We start from the raw sequence: 16,516 nt of genomic DNA, 5'->3' as shown, positions 1-16,516 counted from the left end.
CACGAGCCTCCGGGAACCTCAGGTATCGCTACGGACACACCCAAGATCGGCTGTAAGGTCCACTCATCCCTTTCCTGACGCATGGGACGCAAGACGCGGCCCACGTACAGACCAAGGAGTTCCCCCATGAAGCGCACTCTCGCCCTCGGTGGCGTGGCGGCCGGCCTGCTGGCCTCCGCCCTCGTCACCCAGCCGGCTTCCGCCGCCGGTGACGTCGTCAGCACCCCGCTGGCCAACACCGGCATCGCGGCCAAGAACATCGCCGCCTTCTGGTGGGCCGAGAACATGGCCCAGCTGAAGGGCGCGACCCCCTACGACGTGGAGACCCAGGTCGTCGGGAAGCACGTCTCGACTGGTGGCCCGACCGCCGACACCAAGCCGGGTGTCGTCCCCGCCATCGGTGACGAGAAGAAGACCACCAGCACCTCGAAGAACGTCAACCTGCCCAAGACCACGGGCAAGGTGTTCTTCATCGGCGCTGACAAGAAGTCGCACTGGTGCACCGCCACCTCCGTCCAGGCCGCGTACAAGAACCTCGTCGCGACCGCCGGTCACTGCGTCTACGACGTCGTGAACAACAAGGCGACCCTGGACAAGTGGGTCTTCGTCCCCGGTTACTACCAGGGCAAGACCCCGTGGGGCATCTACGTCGGCAAGCAGGCGTTCACGCACTACGACTTCGACGTGTACGAGGACGGCGACCGCAACTACGCGTTCGTCACCGTGTACAACGGCCTGAAGCTGCCCCACGGCGGCCTCAAGGACGTCAAGACCCTCAAGGACCTTGGCGGCCTGGTCGAAGTCTCGAAGGAACTGTGGCTGCAGTACGACATCCGCTTCATCGACGGCGGCAAGTACTACATCTGGAAGTGGAACGACGCCGGTCGCCTGGGCGACAACGTCGGGGGCCAGGGCCTCGCCTACAACCAGAAGGTCGGCCAGAACGTCTACGTGTTCGGCTACCCGAGCGGCTCGCACCCGGACGGGAACCACGCCTACTCCGGTCACACCCTCAAGTGGACCTACGGCAAGACGTTCGCCGCCAAGGCGTCGGACATCAAGGCCGAGGAGATCATCGGCGTGAAGTCCTCCTTCACCGGTGAGGGCTCGCTGGGCTCGGCGTGGATCTCGCAGTACAAGAGCGCTCGTCGTCTGGGCTACCTGAACGGCGTGACCATCGGCGTCTCCGACACCGACGGCAACAAGCGCTACGACACCTCGGTTTCCCCGTACTTCGACGGTGAGACCTTCGGCGTCTACAAGGCTGCTGCGAACCTGTGGAGCGGCTCGATCGCCTAAGCGGTCACCAGCTGAACGGAAGGCCCGGTCGTTCACGACCGGGCCTTTTGTCGTTCTCGGGCATCGGTTCCACTGATCGCATGTGATTTAAGTCACATTTGTTGATCTATGTCCGACTTCTTCACCAGGGGTTAACCATCATCGTCAAGCCCGACACCCCTGCGGCCACGGGATTTGCGCGTCCAGAGGTCATTGACTCGTGACCCGACTGTGAGTCGCCCAGATCACGAGCGCATCACGCGCCCCTGAAGCCCGCAAACGCCACTTCAGGCACGAAAGATCGCAGGAGTAACCTCCGGAACATCCCTTTCCTGACGTATGGGACGCAGGACGCGGCCCACGTACAGACCAAGGAGTTCCCTCATGAAGCGCACCCTCGCCCTCGGTGGCGTGGCGGCCGGCCTGCTGGCCTCCGCCCTCGTCACCCAGCCGGCCGCCGCCGCCGGCGACGTCGCCAGCACCCCGCTGGCCACGACCGGCATCGCGGCCAAGAACATCGCGGCCATGTGGCTGGCGGAGAACGCCGCCAACCTGGTCAACGCGACCCCCTACGACGTGGAGACCCAGGTCGTCTCCAAGCACGTCTCGACCGGCGGCCCGACGGCCGACACCAAGCCGGGTGTCGTCCCCGCCATCGGTGACGAGAAGAAGACGACCAGCACCTCGAAGAACGTCAACCTGCCGAAGACCACCGGCAAGGTGTTCTTCTCCGACGGCTTCGAGAACAAGGGCACCCCTTGGTGGCCGAAGTGGGTCGCCAAGAACCCGCACTGGTGCACCGCCACGTCGGTCCAGTCGAACTACCGCAACCTCGTCGCGACCGCCGGCAGCTGTGTCTACAACACGGAGACCAACAAGGCGACGCTCGAGAACTGGATCTTCGTCCCGGGTTACTACCAGGGCAAGGCTCCGTGGGGCGTGTACGTCGGCAAGCAGGCCTTCACCCACTACGACTACGACGTCTACGAGGACGGCGACCGCAACTACGCGTTCGTCACCGTCTACAACGGCATCTCCCTGCCCGCGAACGGACTCGCCGACTTCGACAAGTTGTGGCAGCTCCACGGCCTGGCGTCGTTCAAGGAGGTCTCGGAGGCCGTCGCCAAGACCTACAAGTACTACTGGAAGAAGGACGGCAAGTACTACGTCTGGAAGTACACCGACGCCGGTCGCCTCGGCGACAACGTCGGCGGCCAGGGCTTCGCCTACAACCAGAAGGTCGGCCAGAGCGTCTACGTGTTCGGCTACCCGAGCGGCCAGCACCCCGACGGGAACCAGGCCTTCACCGGCAAGACCCTGAAGTGGAGCTACGGCAAGACCTTCGCGGCCAAGGCCTCGGCCATCAAGGCCGAGGAGCTCATCGGCGTCAAGTCCTCCTTCACGGGTGAGGGCGCCCTGGGTTCCGCGTGGATCTCGCAGTACAAGAGCGCTCGCCGTCTGGGCTACCTGAACGGCGTGACCATCGGCGTCTCCGACACCGACGGCAACAAGCGCTACGACACCTCGGTCTCCCCGTACTTCGACGGCGAGGCCTACGGCGTCTACAAGGCCGCGGCGAACCTGTGGAGCGGTTCGATCGCGTAGTGGTCGTCCAACGGGAGGCCCGGCTCCGGCCGGGCCTTTTCGTTTGCCCGTTCCAACGAAGTTCCCTTTGACGCACGGGCCCTCGAATCGGTGCCATCGACTCGATGTGATTTACATCACATCATCACCTGTTGATAACAACCCGACTCCACCTCTGACCTCGGGTCTGACAGATCACGGAAATGTCACGGGATGCTGAGTGGTTTCGGACGCCCCAGTTTCGCTACCGCCTGTGACGAACAGGCATGTAAGTTCCGGGTTGCCCCTTTACTGACGCATGGGACGCAAGAGGCGGCCCACGTACAGACCAAGAGGAGTTCCCCCTTATGAAGCGCACTCTCGCCCTCGGTGGTGTGGCGGCCGGTCTGCTGGCCTCCGCTCTCGTCACCCAGCCCGCCAGCGCCGCCGGCGACGTCGCCTCGGACCCCCTGGCGACGACGGGCATCGCGGCCAAGAACATCGCCGCCCTCTGGCTGACCGAAGGCGCCGCGAACCTGATCAACGCCACGCCGTACAACGTCGAGACCACGGTCCCGGCCAAGCACGTCTCGTCCGGCGGCCCCTCGGCCGACACCAAGCCGGGTGTCGTCCCCGCCATCGGCGACGAGAAGAAGACGACCAGCACCTCGAAGAACGTCAACCTGCCCAAGACCACGGGCAAGGTGTTCTTCGCCGACGACGTCGTGCGCGACCCGCGGACCGGCAAGCTGACCGCGGTCAAGCCGCGCTGGTGCACCGCCACCTCGGTCCAGTCGGCCTACCGCAACCTGGTCGCCACGGCCGGCAGCTGCGTCTACGACACCGAGACCAACAGCGCCACCATGAAGTACTGGGTGTTCGTGCCGGGTTACTACCAGGGCAAGACCCCCTGGGGCGTGTACGTCGGCAAGCAGGCCTTCACCCACTACGACTTCGACGTGTACGAGGACGGCGACCGCAACTACGCGTTCGTCAACGTGTACAACGGCATCGCTCTCGGCCAGGGTGCGCCCGCCGAGATCACCGAGGCCGAGTACAACACGTACCAGAAGAACGGTGGCGGCTTCCTCACCCGGAAGAAGACCGAGAAGGTCGACGGCAAGGACGTCACGAAGTACTTCGTGTGGAAGTTCAAGGACGCCGGTCGCCTCGGTGACAACGTCGGCGGCCAGGGCTTCGCGTACAACCAGAAGGTCGGCCAGTCGGTCTACGTCTTCGGCTACCCGAGCGGCTCGCACCCGGACGGCAACCAGGCCTACTCCGGCAAGACCCTCAAGTGGAGCTACGGCAAGACCTTCGGCGCCAAGGCCTCGGCCATCAAGGGCGAGGAGCTGCTGGGCGTCAAGTCGTCCTTCACCGGCCAGGGCTCGCTCGGCTCGGCGTGGCTGGCGCAGTACAAGAACACCCGCCGTCTCGGCTACCTGAACGGCGTGACCATCGGCGTCTCCGACTCCGACGGCAACAAGCGCATCGACACCTCGCTCTCGTCCTACTTCGACGGCGAGACCTACGGTGTCTACAAGGCCGCCGCGAACCTGTGGACCGGCTCGATCGCCTAGTCGATCCGCTTCGGCGTCAATGAAAAAGCCCGGCAACCAGCCGGGCTTTTTCGTTTTTTATGTGTTCTTTAGCGGAGTTGCCAGAGTCATGTAAGTTTCTGGCTATCCCTTTCTGGCGCATGAGACGCAAGAGGCGTCTCACGCCAATCGCAAGGAGCGAACCCCCTGTGAAGCGCATCCTCCTTCCCGTCGGCGTGGCCGGCCTCGTGGCCGCCTCCTTAGCGGTGCCGGCGCACGCCGGCCCCAAGGTGGGCCAGTCCGCCAAGATGGCGACGCCCGCCGCGGCCGCCGACACCCTGGAGTTCTGGACCGCCGACGGCGGCAAGAACCTGAAGGCCGCCGCCCCCTACGGCCTGGAGCACGCCAAGGTCCCCAAGCACGTCTCCACCGGCGGTCCGGCCGCCGACGGCAAGCCGGGTGTGGTGCCCGCCATCGGTGACGAGGCCAAGCCCACGACGACGACCAAGAACGTCAACCTGCCCAAGAGCGCCGGCCGCGTGTTCTTCACGGTCGGCGACTCCCTCTACTCGTGTTCGGCGTCGTCGATCCAGTCGGCGTACAAGAACCTCGTGGCGACCGCCGGGCACTGCGCCTACGACCTGGAGGGCAACGCCTCGGTCGTCGGCCACTGGGTGTTCATCCCGGGCTACTACCAGGGCAAGGCCCCCTGGGGTGTGTACGTCGGCAAGACCGCCTACACCCACTACGACTTCAGCGTCTACGAGGACATCGACCGCGACTTCGCCTTCGTGACCGTCTACAACGGCATCACGTGGTCGGAGGGCAAGTGGAAGGACGTCGGGCGCCTGGGCGACAACGTCGGCGGGCTGGGCTTCGCGTACAACCAGAAGGTCGGCCAGAACGTCTTCGTGTTCGGCTACCCGACCGCGGCCCACCCCGACGGCGACTACACCTACACCGGCTCCACCATGAAGTGGTGCTACGGCAAGCCGATCTACCCCGTCGCGGAGAAGAGCGTGAAGGCCGAGGAGCACCAGGCCATCCGCTGCTCGATGACCGGCGGCTCCTCCGGCGGCCCGTGGATCATCAAGTACAGCAGCACGGCCCGCAAGGGCTACCTGAACGGCGTGAGCAGCCTCGGCGGCGACACCGACGGCAACCACCGCAGCGACCTGATCACCTCGCCCTACTTCGACGGCGAGACCTACGCGGTCTACAAGACCGCGGCCCCGCTGTGGTCGGGCTCGATCGTCAAGAAGGACGGCACGCTCGGGCTCACGGAAACTAAGTAGTTCCTGTGTGACTTAGGTCACATTCCTTTTCCTCCCGTTTGTTTTCGGTCTCACGGTTAGTCATCTGCGAGATCCACATCCGCAACGGGAGGAAAAGGAGGGTTCACGTGGACAAGCGCGCACGGCTGGGTCTCGTGACCGCCGGCATAGCCGGATCCGCCGTTCTGGTGGCGTTACCGGCGAACGCCTCGCCCGCCGACGGACCCACGGTCTCCGTGGCAGACGCCGACAACATCGCGGGCTTCTGGTTCCGCAGCAACAGCAAGGCGCTCAAGGCCGCCACCCAGTGGGGCCCCGACGCCGAGACGGTCGCCAAGGTGGCCAAGCTCTCCTCCAAGGGCGGCCCGTCGGCCGACGGCAAGGCGGGCACCGTCTCCCCGACCGGGCCGGGCGGCCAGGCGGGCAAGTCGAAGAACATCAACATCCCCAAGACGCTGGGCAAGGTCTTCTTCCGCAAGAACGGCAAGACCTACTGGTGCTCGGCGAGCTCCATCCAGGCCAAGTACAAGAACCTGGTCGCCACCGCGGGGCACTGCGTCTTCGACACCGACGACAACGACCACATGCTCGACCAGTGGATCTTCGTTCCCGGCTACTACCAGGGCAAGGCCCCCTGGGGTGTGTACGTCGCCAAGCAGGGCTTCACCCACTACGACTTCGACGTCTACGAGGACTACGACCGCGACTACGCCTTCGTCACGGTCTACAACGGCGTGAAGTTCGAGGCGACCAGGGCCGTCTCGGAGAAGCAGTACAAGGCCCACGGCGGCGTCAAGTGGCGCGACAAGGGCAAGTGGTGGATCCTCACCATCAAGGACGCCGGCCGCCTCGGCGACAACGTCGGCGGCCAGGGCCTGGCCTACAACCAGAAGGTCGGCGCCGGCGCGGTGTACGCCTTCGGCTACCCCGCCGCCCGTCACCCCGACGGCAACAAGGCGTTCACCGGAGTCACCCCGAAGTGGTGCTACGGCAAGCCGAACCGTGAGGTCACCGACGCCGGGCTCAAGATCGAGGAGCAGATCGCGATCACCTGCTCGATGACGCCGGGCGCCGACGGCGGCCCGTGGTTGCTGAAGTACAGCAACGCCCGCCGCCTGGGCTACGTCAACGGCGTGACCAGCGCCTTCGCCGACTCCAACGGCAACGACCGCATCGACAAGATCACCTCGCCCTACTTCGACGGCGAGACGTACGACGTGTACAAGGCCGCGGCCGGCAACTGGTCCGGCAGCATCGTCAAGAAGTGACACGTGGACGGAAGGGTCCGGTCTCGGGGGGAGGCCGGGCCCTTCGGCGTCTGCGCGGTTACCGGCGGGCCACGCCGTCCTTGCGGGCCTGGTCGGCCACCGCCCGGGTGACGGCCGGGGCGACCCGGTCGTCGAACGGCGACGGGATGATGTAGTCGGCCCGCACCTCGTCGCCCACGACCCCGGCCAGCGCCGCCGCCGCGGCGATCTTCATGTTCTCGGTGATCGTGGTCGCCCGGACGTCGAGCGCCCCCCGGAACACGCCGGGGAAGGCGAGCACGTTGTTGATCTGGTTGGGGAAGTCGGACCGCCCGGTCGCCACCACGGCGGCGTGCCTGGCGGCGACCTGGGGGTGGACCTCGGGCGTCGGGTTCGACAGGGCGAACACGACGGCGTCCTGCGACATCGACGCGATGGCCTGCTCGGAGATGGTCGCCCCCGACAGGCCGATGAAGACGTCGGCCCCGGCGAGGGCCGCCTCGGTCGAGCCGGTCAGCCCGGCCCGGTTGGTCTCCCTGGCCAGGGCGTCTTTGTACGGGTTCATCCCGGCCCGGCCCTCGAAGATCAGGCCCTTGCTGTCGGAGACCGCGATGTCGCCGATGCCGGCGTTGAGGAGCATGCGGGTCACCGCGACCCCGGACGCCCCGGCCCCGGCCACCACGGCCCGGAGCTCGCCGAGCGGGCGGCCGATCAGCCGGGCGGCGTTGGTCAGCGCGGCGGTGGCGACGATCGCCGTGCCGTGCTGGTCGTCGTGGAAGACCGGGATGGACAGGCGCTCGCGGAGCCGGTCTTCGATCTCGAAGCACCGCGGGGCGCTGATGTCCTCCAGGTTGATGCCGCCGAAGGACGGCGCGAGCCGGACGACGGTCTCGACGATCTCGTCGACCCCCGTGCAGTCGAGGCAGATCGGCACCGAGTCGACCCCGCCGAACTCCTTGAAGAGCAGCGACTTGCCCTCCATGACGGGCATCGCCCCGGCGGGGCCGATGTCGCCGAGCCCCAGCACGGCGGTGCCGTCGGTGACGACGGCGACCACGTTGGAGACCCAGGTGTACTCGTTGGCGAGCTCGGGCGAATCGGCGATGGCCGAGCAGACGCGGGCCACGCCGGGCGTGTAGGCGAGCGACAGATCGTCGGCGTTTCGGACCGGGATGGTGGCTCTGACCTCTAGCTTTCCGCCGCGGTGCAGCGCGAAGGCCGGATCGAGGTCGAGGGCTTCGAGGGAAGCAGTCATTACGCTGACCCCTGATGTCTGGTGACGGACACAACACAGACCGTTACGAGACGAGGGCCCGCGGCATGGATAGACACCGGAACCGTCGTCGTTGACGGCCGTCTCGGGCACGGGGGTCACCCGTTGCCCTAGTGTGCCACATGCTGAGACGGCCCCTCGCGGCCAGATACGTCGCAGCCGGTCGGCCTTTAATGCAGTGTCAATCTCTTTGGAACTTTCCGTCCCTGTGTAATACTCAATGTCCAGAGTCACCTATTACAGGGTTCCCCGTGGACTTGACCTCCTATGCCGAACTGGCCGTCCTCCTCGTCAACCGCCGGGATGATCTGAAGACCCTCGACGGCCTGCGCGCCCTGCTCGCCGAGACCGGCCGGACCGAGGCCGCCGGGCGGGTGACCCGGCGCGACCTCGACCATGTCATCGAGCTGCGCGACGAGCTGACCGAGGTGTTCGAGTCGGCCGCCGAGGGCGACGAGGAAGACGTGGTCCAGCGCCTCAACGGCCTGCTGGTGCGCCATCCCGTCCACCCCCAGATCGCCGGGCACGACGGCCAGCCCTGGCACATGCACCTGACCGAGGGCGGCCGGGTCGGCGACACCGTCGCGGTCGGGTCGGTGATGGGCCTGGCCGGCGTGGTCACCGGCCTCGGCGCCGACCGGCTCGGCATCTGCCAGGCCGCGCCCTGCCGCAACGCCTACCTCGACACCTCGTCGAACAGGTCGCGGCGCTACTGCTCCGAGCGCTGCGCCAGCCGGGCCAACGTGGCCGCCTACCGGGCCAGGAAGCGCGGCCCCAAGGCGAGTGACGGCCAGTAACGGCCGACCACCTTCCCGACGATCCGGTCCTGGGGAATCGCGCCGAAGTCCCACGAGTCCCTGCGGCCGGGCGCCTGCTGGTTGTCGCTCTCCAGCCACCAGCCCTCGCCGGTCCACCGGAAGACCCTTTTGACGATCAGGTTCCCGGGTATGCGAGCGATCACGACGTCTCCGGGACGGATCTTCGCGGTGCGGCGGACCAACAGGCAGTCGCCGGGCCGCAGCGCCGGAAGCATGGAATCCCCGGACACCCGGACGCTGGTGAACATGATCCACCTCGGAGCAGTAATGTCGGAACCGCAGCCACTCTGACGAAAGGAAACCCGATGCTTGCCAAGCACGTGGCATCGGCCCATTGTGACCTGCCGTGCGGCGTCTACGACCCCGCCCAGGCTCGCATCGAGGCCGAATCGGTCAAGGCGATCATGCAGAAGTACGCCGACAACGACGACCCGGTGTTCCGCTCGCGGGCCCTCACGATCAAGGAGGAGCGGGCCGAACTGGTCAAGCACCACCTGTGGGTGCTCTGGACCGACTACTTCAAGCCCCCGCACCTTGAGGCCCACCCGCAGCTCCACCAGCTCTTCTGGGACGCCACCAAGCTGGCCGGCGCCGCCGGCGCCAAGGGCACCGTCGACGTCGCCAAGGCCGACGACCTCCTGGGCAAGATCGACGAGATCGCGAAGATCTTCTGGGAGACGAAGGCCGCGTAGCCTTCCGCCTCGGACCCCGCACGTATCCTTGGACCTTTCCGTGCGGGGTCCGCGCATTTCCGGCATCGGCGCGTCCAAGCCGAGCAATCGCGGTCGAGTGGCGGTAGGTTGCAAACATGCGGCCCCGCGAGATGTGGCCGGCAGGGCAAGGAGGATCGTGACCGACGCAACTGATGTCACAGGGGATCTGGCCGGGATCCGCGACGCCGTGAGCGTACGGCTTCCGGCGGCCAGCGCCTATCTGTCCGTGTTGCGGACCGCGACGGCAGGTCTGGCGGCACGGCTCGACTTCACCATCGACGAGATGGAAGATCTGCGGATCGCCGTCGACGAGGCGTGCGCGATGTTGCTGCGCCATGCCGTCCCCGGCACCGACCTGATCGCGGAGTTCGAGCTGACCGGGCAGGAGATGTCGATCCGGGTCGAGGTCACCACCGTCGGGATCGCCGAGCCCAAACGCGATGACTTCGCCTGGATGGTGCTCACCGCGCTCGCCGACGACGTCGATGCCGTGTCCTCCCCCGATCACATGGCGATCGTGCTGCGCAAGCGGCGAGGCGCGGCGAGGCCGGCGTGACGGAAAGGACCCGTGCCATGGCCACCAGCGACTCCGGAGTCCCGGATCGGGTGCGCGCCCGCACCCTCTTCGGGGAGCTCGCTGAGCTGCCGGCCGACGACCCGCGCCGCCAGCGCATCCGCGACGAGCTCGTGGAGCTGCACCTTCCGCTGGTGGAATACCTGGCCCGCCGGTTCCGCAACCGCGGCGAATGGCTCGACGACCTGACCCAGGTCGCCACGATCGGCCTGATCAAGTCGATCGACCGGTTCGACCTGGCCCGGGGCGTGGAGTTCTCGACCTACGCCACCCCGACCATCGTCGGTGAGATCAAGCGCCACTTCCGCGACAAGGGCTGGGCGGTCCGCGTGCCGCGCCGCCTGCAGGAGCTGAAGCTGTCGCTGACCAAGGCGATCAGTGAGCTCTCGCAGCGTGAGGGGCGCGCGCCCACGGTGGCCGAGCTGGCCGCCCATCTCCAGATGACCGAGGAAGAGGTGCTGGAGGGCCTCGAGTCGGCCAACGCCTACTCGACGGTCTCGCTCGACGCGCCCGACTCGGGCGACGACGACGCCCCGGCGGTCTCCGACTCGCTCGGCATCGTCGACGAGTCGCTGGAGGGCGTCGAATACCGCGAGTCGCTCAAGCCGCTGCTGGAGCGCCTGCCCCCGCGGGAGAAGCGCATCCTGCTGCTGCGCTTCTTCGGCAACATGACCCAGTCGCAGATCGCCACGGAACTGGGCATCTCGCAGATGCACGTGTCCCGCCTGCTGGCCCGGACCCTCGCGCAACTGCGCGAAGGCCTGACCGCGGAAGACTGACGAACGAATTCGGCCGGCGCCGTGAGACGCCGGCCGAACCTTTTCCGGCCCTCAGCCGTCGCCCATGAGGGCGTGGGTCGTGGGCGGCGCGAGAAGAGTGACGAGAATCACCGCGGCCGCGACGATCAGCGGCACCCCCCAGGCGAGTTGCCCCGCCTGGATCAGGCTGATCGCCAGAGGGATGGCGAAGATCTGGGTGACCACGGCGGGCCCCCGGCTCCAGCGCATCAGCTGGAGGATGCCCCACGCGACCCACACGAGCCCGGCGCCCACGGCCAGCGCGAACCCGGCCAGCACGAGTGAGCTCATGACGTCGTCGGGCGCGCCGATCAAGGTCTCGTAGGCGACCCAGCCGCCGATCGCGACGGCGGTCAGTCCCTCGATCGCGACGGCGACCGCCGCGACGAGGAGGGTGAAGGGACGGTTCTGCACAGTTGGTGAGACTACCCGTCGCATAACCTTCAGGCATGCGGGCACTTCTGCTGGTCAACCCCAAGGCGACCTCGACCAACCGGCGCACGCTCGACGTCCTGCTGCGGGCGCTCGGGGCGGCGGTCGATCTGGAGGTCGCCGAGACCGGATACCGGGGGCACGCGTCGGTCCTGGCCGCCCACGCCAAGGAGAAGGGCTTCGATGCGGTGGCCGTCCTCGGCGGCGACGGAACGGTCAACGAGGTGGCCAACGGGCTGATGGCGGCCGAGGACCGGGCCAAGATGATCATCATCCCGGGGGGCAGCGCCAACGTGCTGGCACGGGCGCTCGGGCTGCCGAACAACCCGGTCGAGGCCACCGGCGCGATCCTGGAGGCGCTGCGCGAGGGCCGGTCGCGCACGATCAGTCTCGGACTTGCCGAATGGGATGTTAGAGATTCCGGCACCGGGGCAGTGGCAGAGTCTCGCTACTTCACATTCTGTGCCGACCTGGGCTGGGACGCCGAGGTCATCAGAGCCGTCGAAGGCCTGCGCAGCGCCGGTTACCGGGCTTCGCCGACGCTGTACGTGCAGACGGCCCTGCGGCACTACCTCATGACCGACCGGCGGCATCCGGCGATGACCCTGAGCCGGCCGGGGCAGCGCGACGTACCGGGGATCTTCCTGGCGATCGTCTCCAACACCGCGCCCTGGACGTTCGTCGGGAGCCGGCCGGTCAACCCGACGCCGTGGGCCGGGTTCGACACTGGCCTCGATCTGCTGGCGATGACGAAACTGCGGTTGCCGGCCGTGGTGAACCTGCTCCGGCAGATCGTCGGCGAGCCTCAGGGATTGCCGACGGGTAAACACCTCGTTCAAGCACATGACGAGAGTGTTTTCACCATCGAGGCGGTTCGGCCCGTCGCACTCCAGCTTGACGGCGACTACCTGGGAGAACGGGAAAGGGTGACATTTCGCTCTATCCCGGACGCGTTACAAGTTCTGGTCTAGACAGTTACAAGCGGTCATAGTGTGACGCATCCGACAGCTAGGACCCGCAAAACCTTCCCCCAAACCTCTTGTGTGCTGTAGGAGTGGCTGAAAAGCTGAACGCGACGTCGGAACGTAGGACCTTTACGAGAGCCACAGCTCACGCCAAGGTTCCCGGCGATCGTCATCGCGAATCTCGTCCCTCAACTTTTCGGGCGGCCGTTCGCGTCAGCTAGTGAATCTGTTCACAAAGGTGCAGGAGCCGCCCAGGCTCCACTTACGAAGGAGTGGAACGCATGGACTGGCGCCACCGCGCTGCCTGCCGTGACGTGGACCCCGAGCTGTTCTTCCCGATCGGCAACACCGGGCCCGCGTTGATGCAGATTGAAGAGGCCAAGCAGGTCTGCCGCCAGTGCACGGTCAGTGAACTGTGCCTGAAGTGGGCTCTGGAGTCGGCTCAGGACGCTGGCGTCTGGGGCGGCCTCAGCGAGGACGAGCGTCGCGCACTGAAGCGCCGCACCGCCCGGGCCCGTGCCCGTGCCAACGTCTGAATTCATACAACCGAATTAGAGCGTGCCCGCATTGCGCGATTGTTGCGCACGGGTCAAATCCGGTGAATGTCGTTGGTGGGAACGTTCACCGGAATGCTGAGGACGACTTCCGTGCCGCCGCCTTCTCGCGGGGCGATGTCAAGACGCCCGGAAAGTTCTCCCACGACGAGGGTCCGCACGATCTGCAGGCCCAGATTGCTGTTCGTCTCGATGTCGAATCCGGGCGGCAGCCCCTGACCCTCGTCGGCGATCACCATTTCGAGCGTGTCCTGATGGCGCTCCACCCGGACCTGCACGTTGCCGGGCCGCCCGTCGAGCCCGTGCTCCACGGCGTTCTGCAGCAACTCGGTGAGCACCATCGCGATCGGCGTGGCCACCGCCGCCGGCAGGATGCCGAACGTGCCCGCGCGCCGCAGCGCGACCTGGGCCACCGACACCTCGGCCGTCATCTGGATCACCCGGTCGGCGATCTCGTCGAAGGCGACCAGTTCCTCGGGCATCTGCGCCAGGGTCTCGTGCACGATCGCGATTGACCCGACCCTTCGCACCGCCTCGTCGAGCGCGGCCCGCCCCTCGGGCACCCGCAGGCGGCGCGACTGGAGCCGCAGCAGCGCGGCCACCGTCTGCAGGTTGTTCTTGACCCGGTGGTGGATCTCCCTGATCGTGGCGTCCTTCGTCAGCAGCTCGCGCTCCCGGCGGCGCAGCTCGGTCACGTCACGCACCAGCACCAGCGCGCCGATCCGGCCCCCGGAGATGATCAGCGGGATGGCCCGGAGCTGGACGACCGTCCCGCCGCGCTCCACCTCGGTCTCCCTCGGCACCTTGCCGCTGGCGACCAGCATCAGGTCTTCGTTGATCGGCTCGTCGCGGTAGCAGAGGTCGGCCGTCGTCTTCCCGAGCTCCGAGCCGACCAGGTCGGCGTGCAGCCCGAGACGGCGGTAGGCGCTCAGCGCGTTGGGCGAGGCGTAGGTCACCCGCCCGGCCCGGTCGAGCCGCAGCAGCCCGTCGCCCACACGCGGCGACCGGACCAGCATCGGCTCGTCGCCGTGGAAGGGGAACCGGCCCTCGGCGACCATCTGGGCCAGGTCGGAGGCGCTCTGGAGATAGGTCAGCTCCAGCCGCGAGGGCGTACGCGCCGAAGAGAGGTTGGTCGAGCGCTGGATGACGCCGATGAGCGGCCCGTCGAGGGCGCGGCGGACCGGGATGGTCTCCTCGCGGACCGGCACCCCGGTCGACCAGTCGGGGTCGCCCTCGCGGCAGATCCGCCGCTCCTGCCAGGCCGTCTCGATCAGCGGCCGCTCGTTGCGGGCCACGAAGGAACCGACGACGTCGTCGTGGTAGACCGTCGGGCCGGTCGTCGGCCGCATCTGGGCGACCGCGATCCAGCCCTCTTCGGCGGGGATCCACAGGATGAGGTCGGCGAAGGACAGGTCGGCCAGCAACTGCCAGTCGGAGACCAGCGAATGCACCCATTCGAGGTCGGCGGAGGACAGATCGGTGTGCTTGGCCACCAGGTCGCTGAGAGTCGGCACCACTGCATCATGCGTGCTGAGCAGGCCCGAACGCCAATCGGGACCCCGTGCGGCACACGGGGGCGTCGTCTCGGGACATCGCACCTGGCATCATCTCTCCATGCATGGGCCGATCGATCGACTTCGCCAGGCCGCCGAGCGCCGCGCCGCCGCCGGCCTGACCCGGGCGCTGCGTCCGCGCTCGCCCGACTTCGACGGGCTGCTCGACCTGGCCTCCAACGACTATCTGGGGCTCTGCCGCGATCCCCGGCTGACCGAGGCGGCCGTGGCGGCGACCCGTGAGTGGGGCACCGGCGCGACCGGCTCCCGGCTGGTCACCGGGAGCACCCGGCTCCACCACGAACTGGAGGAGGCCCTCGCGGCCTTCACCCACTCCCCCGGCGCGCTGGTGTTCTCCTCCGGCTATCTCGCCAACCTCGCCGCCGTGGCGACGCTCGGCAGGAACGGGCTGGTCGTCTCCGACGCGGGCAACCACGCCTCGATCGTCGACGCGTGCCGGCTCGCCCGCGCCCGCGTCGTGGTGACCCCCCACGGTGACGTCGGCGCCGTCGAGCGGGCGCTGGTCGGCCGCACGGAGGAGAACGCCGTGGTGGTCACCGACGCGGTGTTCTCCGTCGACGGCGACCTCGCGCCGCTGGGGGCGCTCTCGGAGGTGGCCGTACGGAATGGAGCGCTCCTGGTCGTCGACGAGGCGCACGCCCTCGGCGTCGTCGGGGAATCCGGCCGCGGGGCGGTTCACGAAGCCGGACTTGCGGGGAATGTTCACATTGTGAGAACCGTCACGTTGTCGAAGTCGCTCGGCTCCCAGGGCGGCGCCGTGCTGGGCGCGCCGGAGGTGATCGACACCCTCGTCGACACCGGCCGGTCGTTCATCTTCGACACCGGTCTCGCCCCCGCGAGCGCCGCAGCGGCCCTCACCGCGCTGCACATCCTCGAAGAGCAGTCTGACCTGCCGAAACGAGCCCGTGAAATCGCCCTCGCACTGGCCTCGACCGCCCGCGAACTCGGGTTCGAGACCACCGAGCCGGCCGCCGCCGTGGTGCCGGTGGTGCTGGGCGACCCCCACCGGGCCCTGGCCGCCGCCGCGACCTGCGCGGACCACGGTGTGAAGGTCGGCTGCTTCCGACCCCCTTCGGTTCCCGATGGGCGGTCTTGTCTAAGGTTGACCGCTCGGGCCAATCTGGGGTCCGAAGATCTCGCGGTGATCGGGCGCGCGCTCGCAGCCGTGGCCGGAACGAAGGTGACCGCGTGACCGAAGACACTCCCCGGGTGCCGAAGTACTACGACGTCAAACGTAGCCTGCTCGAGCTCACCAAGAGCCTGCCCGCCGGGAGTGCCCTGCCCCCCGAGCGCACCCTCGCGGTGCGCTTCGAGACCTCGCGCACGACGGTACGCCAGGCGCTGACCGAACTCGTCGTCGAGGGCCGCCTGATCCGCATCCAGGGCAAGGGCACCTTCGTCGCCCAGCCCAAGGTCGCCCAGGTGCTCCAGCTCACCTCCTACGTCCAGGACCTGCGGACCGTCGGCCTCGAACCCGACACCAAGATCCTCGACATCTCCTACATCACCGCCGACGAGGCCCTCGGCCGGCGGCTGGCCATCAACCCCGGCGGCCGGGTGCTGCGCATCCACCGCCTGCGCCTGGCCAACGGCGAACCGATGTCGATCGACACCACCCACCTGTCGGCGCGGCGATTCCCACGGCTGCGGCGCGAGCTGGAGGGCCACCCCTCGCTGTACGAGACGCTCCACAACGCCTACAGCGTCCGGCTCTCCGACGCCGAGGAGATCATCGAGACGGTCCTGGCCACGCCCTACGACTCGCAGGTGCTCGGCGTCGACATCGGCCTGCCGATGCTGATGCTGACCCGCCACGCCTTCGACGCCGACGGCAACCCGGTCGAGTGGGCGCAGTCCCTCTATCGGGGCGACCGCTACAAGTTCGTCACACGGCTGCGGCGTCCGACTCCGTAATC

Annotated in this window: 17 protein-coding genes; 13 read left to right on the top strand and 4 right to left on the bottom strand. The window is 67.6% G+C overall.

All coding sequences use genetic code 11. The features are described from left to right. The first annotated feature begins 126 nt into the window (after nucleotides 1-126). The 5 genes from QSK34_RS26920 to QSK34_RS26900 all read left to right on the top strand — a co-directional run bounded on the left by QSK34_RS26920 (nucleotide 127) and on the right by QSK34_RS26900 (nucleotide 6,921). Complete coding sequence (locus QSK34_RS26920; protein WP_285587889.1) at nucleotides 127-1,299, top strand: trypsin-like serine peptidase; 1,173 nt, start codon at nucleotides 127-129, stop codon at nucleotides 1,297-1,299. A 363-nt stretch (nucleotides 1,300-1,662) separates the two neighbouring features. After that, nucleotides 1,663-2,883, top strand: coding sequence for a trypsin-like serine peptidase (locus QSK34_RS26915; protein WP_285587888.1), 1,221 nt, complete (start codon nucleotides 1,663-1,665; stop codon nucleotides 2,881-2,883). A 326-nt stretch (nucleotides 2,884-3,209) separates the two neighbouring features. Further along, nucleotides 3,210-4,421 carry a trypsin-like serine peptidase gene (locus tag QSK34_RS26910; protein ID WP_285587886.1) on the top strand — a complete coding sequence of 404 codons (1,212 nt, stop codon included), beginning with the start codon at nucleotides 3,210-3,212 and terminating at the stop codon, nucleotides 4,419-4,421. 167 nt (nucleotides 4,422-4,588) lie between these two features. Then, nucleotides 4,589-5,674, top strand: coding sequence for a trypsin-like serine peptidase (locus QSK34_RS26905; protein ID WP_285587884.1), 1,086 nt, complete (start codon nucleotides 4,589-4,591; stop codon nucleotides 5,672-5,674). A gap of 107 nt (nucleotides 5,675-5,781) precedes the next feature. Continuing rightward, on the top strand, nucleotides 5,782-6,921 hold the full coding sequence (locus tag QSK34_RS26900; protein WP_030456458.1) for a trypsin-like serine peptidase: 1,140 nt from the start codon (nucleotides 5,782-5,784) through the stop codon (nucleotides 6,919-6,921). Between the two features lie 58 nt (nucleotides 6,922-6,979). Here QSK34_RS26900 and QSK34_RS26895 read toward each other — a convergent pair whose 3' ends face one another. Next, nucleotides 6,980-8,155, bottom strand: coding sequence for an NAD(P)-dependent malic enzyme (locus tag QSK34_RS26895; protein ID WP_161484362.1), 1,176 nt, complete (start codon nucleotides 8,153-8,155; stop codon nucleotides 6,980-6,982). A 269-nt stretch (nucleotides 8,156-8,424) separates the two neighbouring features. Between QSK34_RS26895 and QSK34_RS26890 the strand changes: the two genes are divergently transcribed. Next, on the top strand, nucleotides 8,425-8,970 hold the full coding sequence (locus QSK34_RS26890) for a CGNR zinc finger domain-containing protein (RefSeq protein WP_161484361.1): 546 nt from the start codon (nucleotides 8,425-8,427) through the stop codon (nucleotides 8,968-8,970). Here QSK34_RS26890 and QSK34_RS26885 read toward each other — a convergent pair. Continuing rightward, the gene (locus tag QSK34_RS26885; protein WP_285587880.1) at nucleotides 8,925-9,239 is read right to left on the bottom strand and encodes a S24 family peptidase; all 315 of its coding nucleotides are present in this window, start codon (nucleotides 9,237-9,239) and stop codon (nucleotides 8,925-8,927) included. The genes QSK34_RS26890 and QSK34_RS26885 overlap by 46 nt on opposite strands. A gap of 57 nt (nucleotides 9,240-9,296) precedes the next feature. Here QSK34_RS26885 and sodN point away from each other — a divergent pair, with 57 nt between their 5' ends. The 3 genes from sodN (at nucleotide 9,297) to QSK34_RS26870 (ending at nucleotide 11,057) form a co-directional block, all read left to right on the top strand. Further along, complete coding sequence (gene sodN, locus QSK34_RS26880; protein WP_030456454.1) at nucleotides 9,297-9,683, top strand: superoxide dismutase, Ni; 387 nt, start codon at nucleotides 9,297-9,299, stop codon at nucleotides 9,681-9,683. A gap of 157 nt (nucleotides 9,684-9,840) precedes the next feature. Beyond that, a complete protein-coding gene (locus QSK34_RS26875) occupies nucleotides 9,841-10,260 on the top strand; it encodes an ATP-binding protein (protein ID WP_030456453.1) in 420 nt (139 codons plus the stop codon). A 17-nt stretch (nucleotides 10,261-10,277) separates the two neighbouring features. Next, nucleotides 10,278-11,057 (top strand): RNA polymerase sigma factor SigF, encoded by a 780-nt coding sequence (locus QSK34_RS26870; protein WP_030456452.1) that lies wholly within the window; start codon nucleotides 10,278-10,280, stop codon nucleotides 11,055-11,057. A gap of 51 nt (nucleotides 11,058-11,108) precedes the next feature. Here the strand turns inward: QSK34_RS26870 and QSK34_RS26865 are convergent, their stop codons facing one another. Next, the gene (locus QSK34_RS26865; protein ID WP_285587876.1) at nucleotides 11,109-11,489 is read right to left on the bottom strand and encodes a hypothetical protein; all 381 of its coding nucleotides are present in this window, start codon (nucleotides 11,487-11,489) and stop codon (nucleotides 11,109-11,111) included. A 35-nt stretch (nucleotides 11,490-11,524) separates the two neighbouring features. Here QSK34_RS26865 and QSK34_RS26860 point away from each other — a divergent pair, with 35 nt between their 5' ends. Further along, nucleotides 11,525-12,478: a diacylglycerol/lipid kinase family protein gene (locus tag QSK34_RS26860; protein ID WP_285587874.1), complete on the top strand. Its 954-nt coding sequence runs from the start codon at nucleotides 11,525-11,527 to the stop codon at nucleotides 12,476-12,478. A gap of 275 nt (nucleotides 12,479-12,753) precedes the next feature. Then, entirely contained in the window at nucleotides 12,754-13,008 is a 255-nt protein-coding gene (locus QSK34_RS26855; RefSeq protein WP_030456449.1) for a WhiB family transcriptional regulator, read from the top strand. Nucleotides 13,009-13,061: 53 nt separating this feature from the next. Here QSK34_RS26855 and QSK34_RS26850 read toward each other — a convergent pair whose 3' ends face one another. Then, nucleotides 13,062-14,540: a PAS domain-containing sensor histidine kinase gene (locus tag QSK34_RS26850; protein ID WP_161484357.1), complete on the bottom strand. Its 1,479-nt coding sequence runs from the start codon at nucleotides 14,538-14,540 to the stop codon at nucleotides 13,062-13,064. Between the two features lie 100 nt (nucleotides 14,541-14,640). On the opposite strand from QSK34_RS26850, the gene QSK34_RS26845 reads away from it, so the two are divergent. Both QSK34_RS26845 and QSK34_RS26840 read left to right on the top strand, forming a co-directional pair. Next, nucleotides 14,641-15,792, top strand: coding sequence for an 8-amino-7-oxononanoate synthase (locus QSK34_RS26845; protein WP_285587870.1), 1,152 nt, complete (start codon nucleotides 14,641-14,643; stop codon nucleotides 15,790-15,792). After that, entirely contained in the window at nucleotides 15,789-16,514 is a 726-nt protein-coding gene (locus tag QSK34_RS26840; RefSeq protein WP_030456446.1) for a GntR family transcriptional regulator, read from the top strand. The genes QSK34_RS26845 and QSK34_RS26840 overlap by 4 nt, the downstream gene beginning before the upstream one ends. The last annotated feature ends 2 nt before the right edge of the window (nucleotides 16,515-16,516 follow it).

Origin of the sequence: Herbidospora sp. NBRC 101105 (assembly GCF_030269205.1) — a bacterium.
GTDB classification, from domain to species: Bacteria; Actinomycetota; Actinomycetes; order Streptosporangiales; family Streptosporangiaceae; genus Herbidospora; species Herbidospora solisilvae.
Note: the sequence above shows the minus strand (reverse complement) of the source record. Positions and strands in the feature narration are given on the sequence as shown.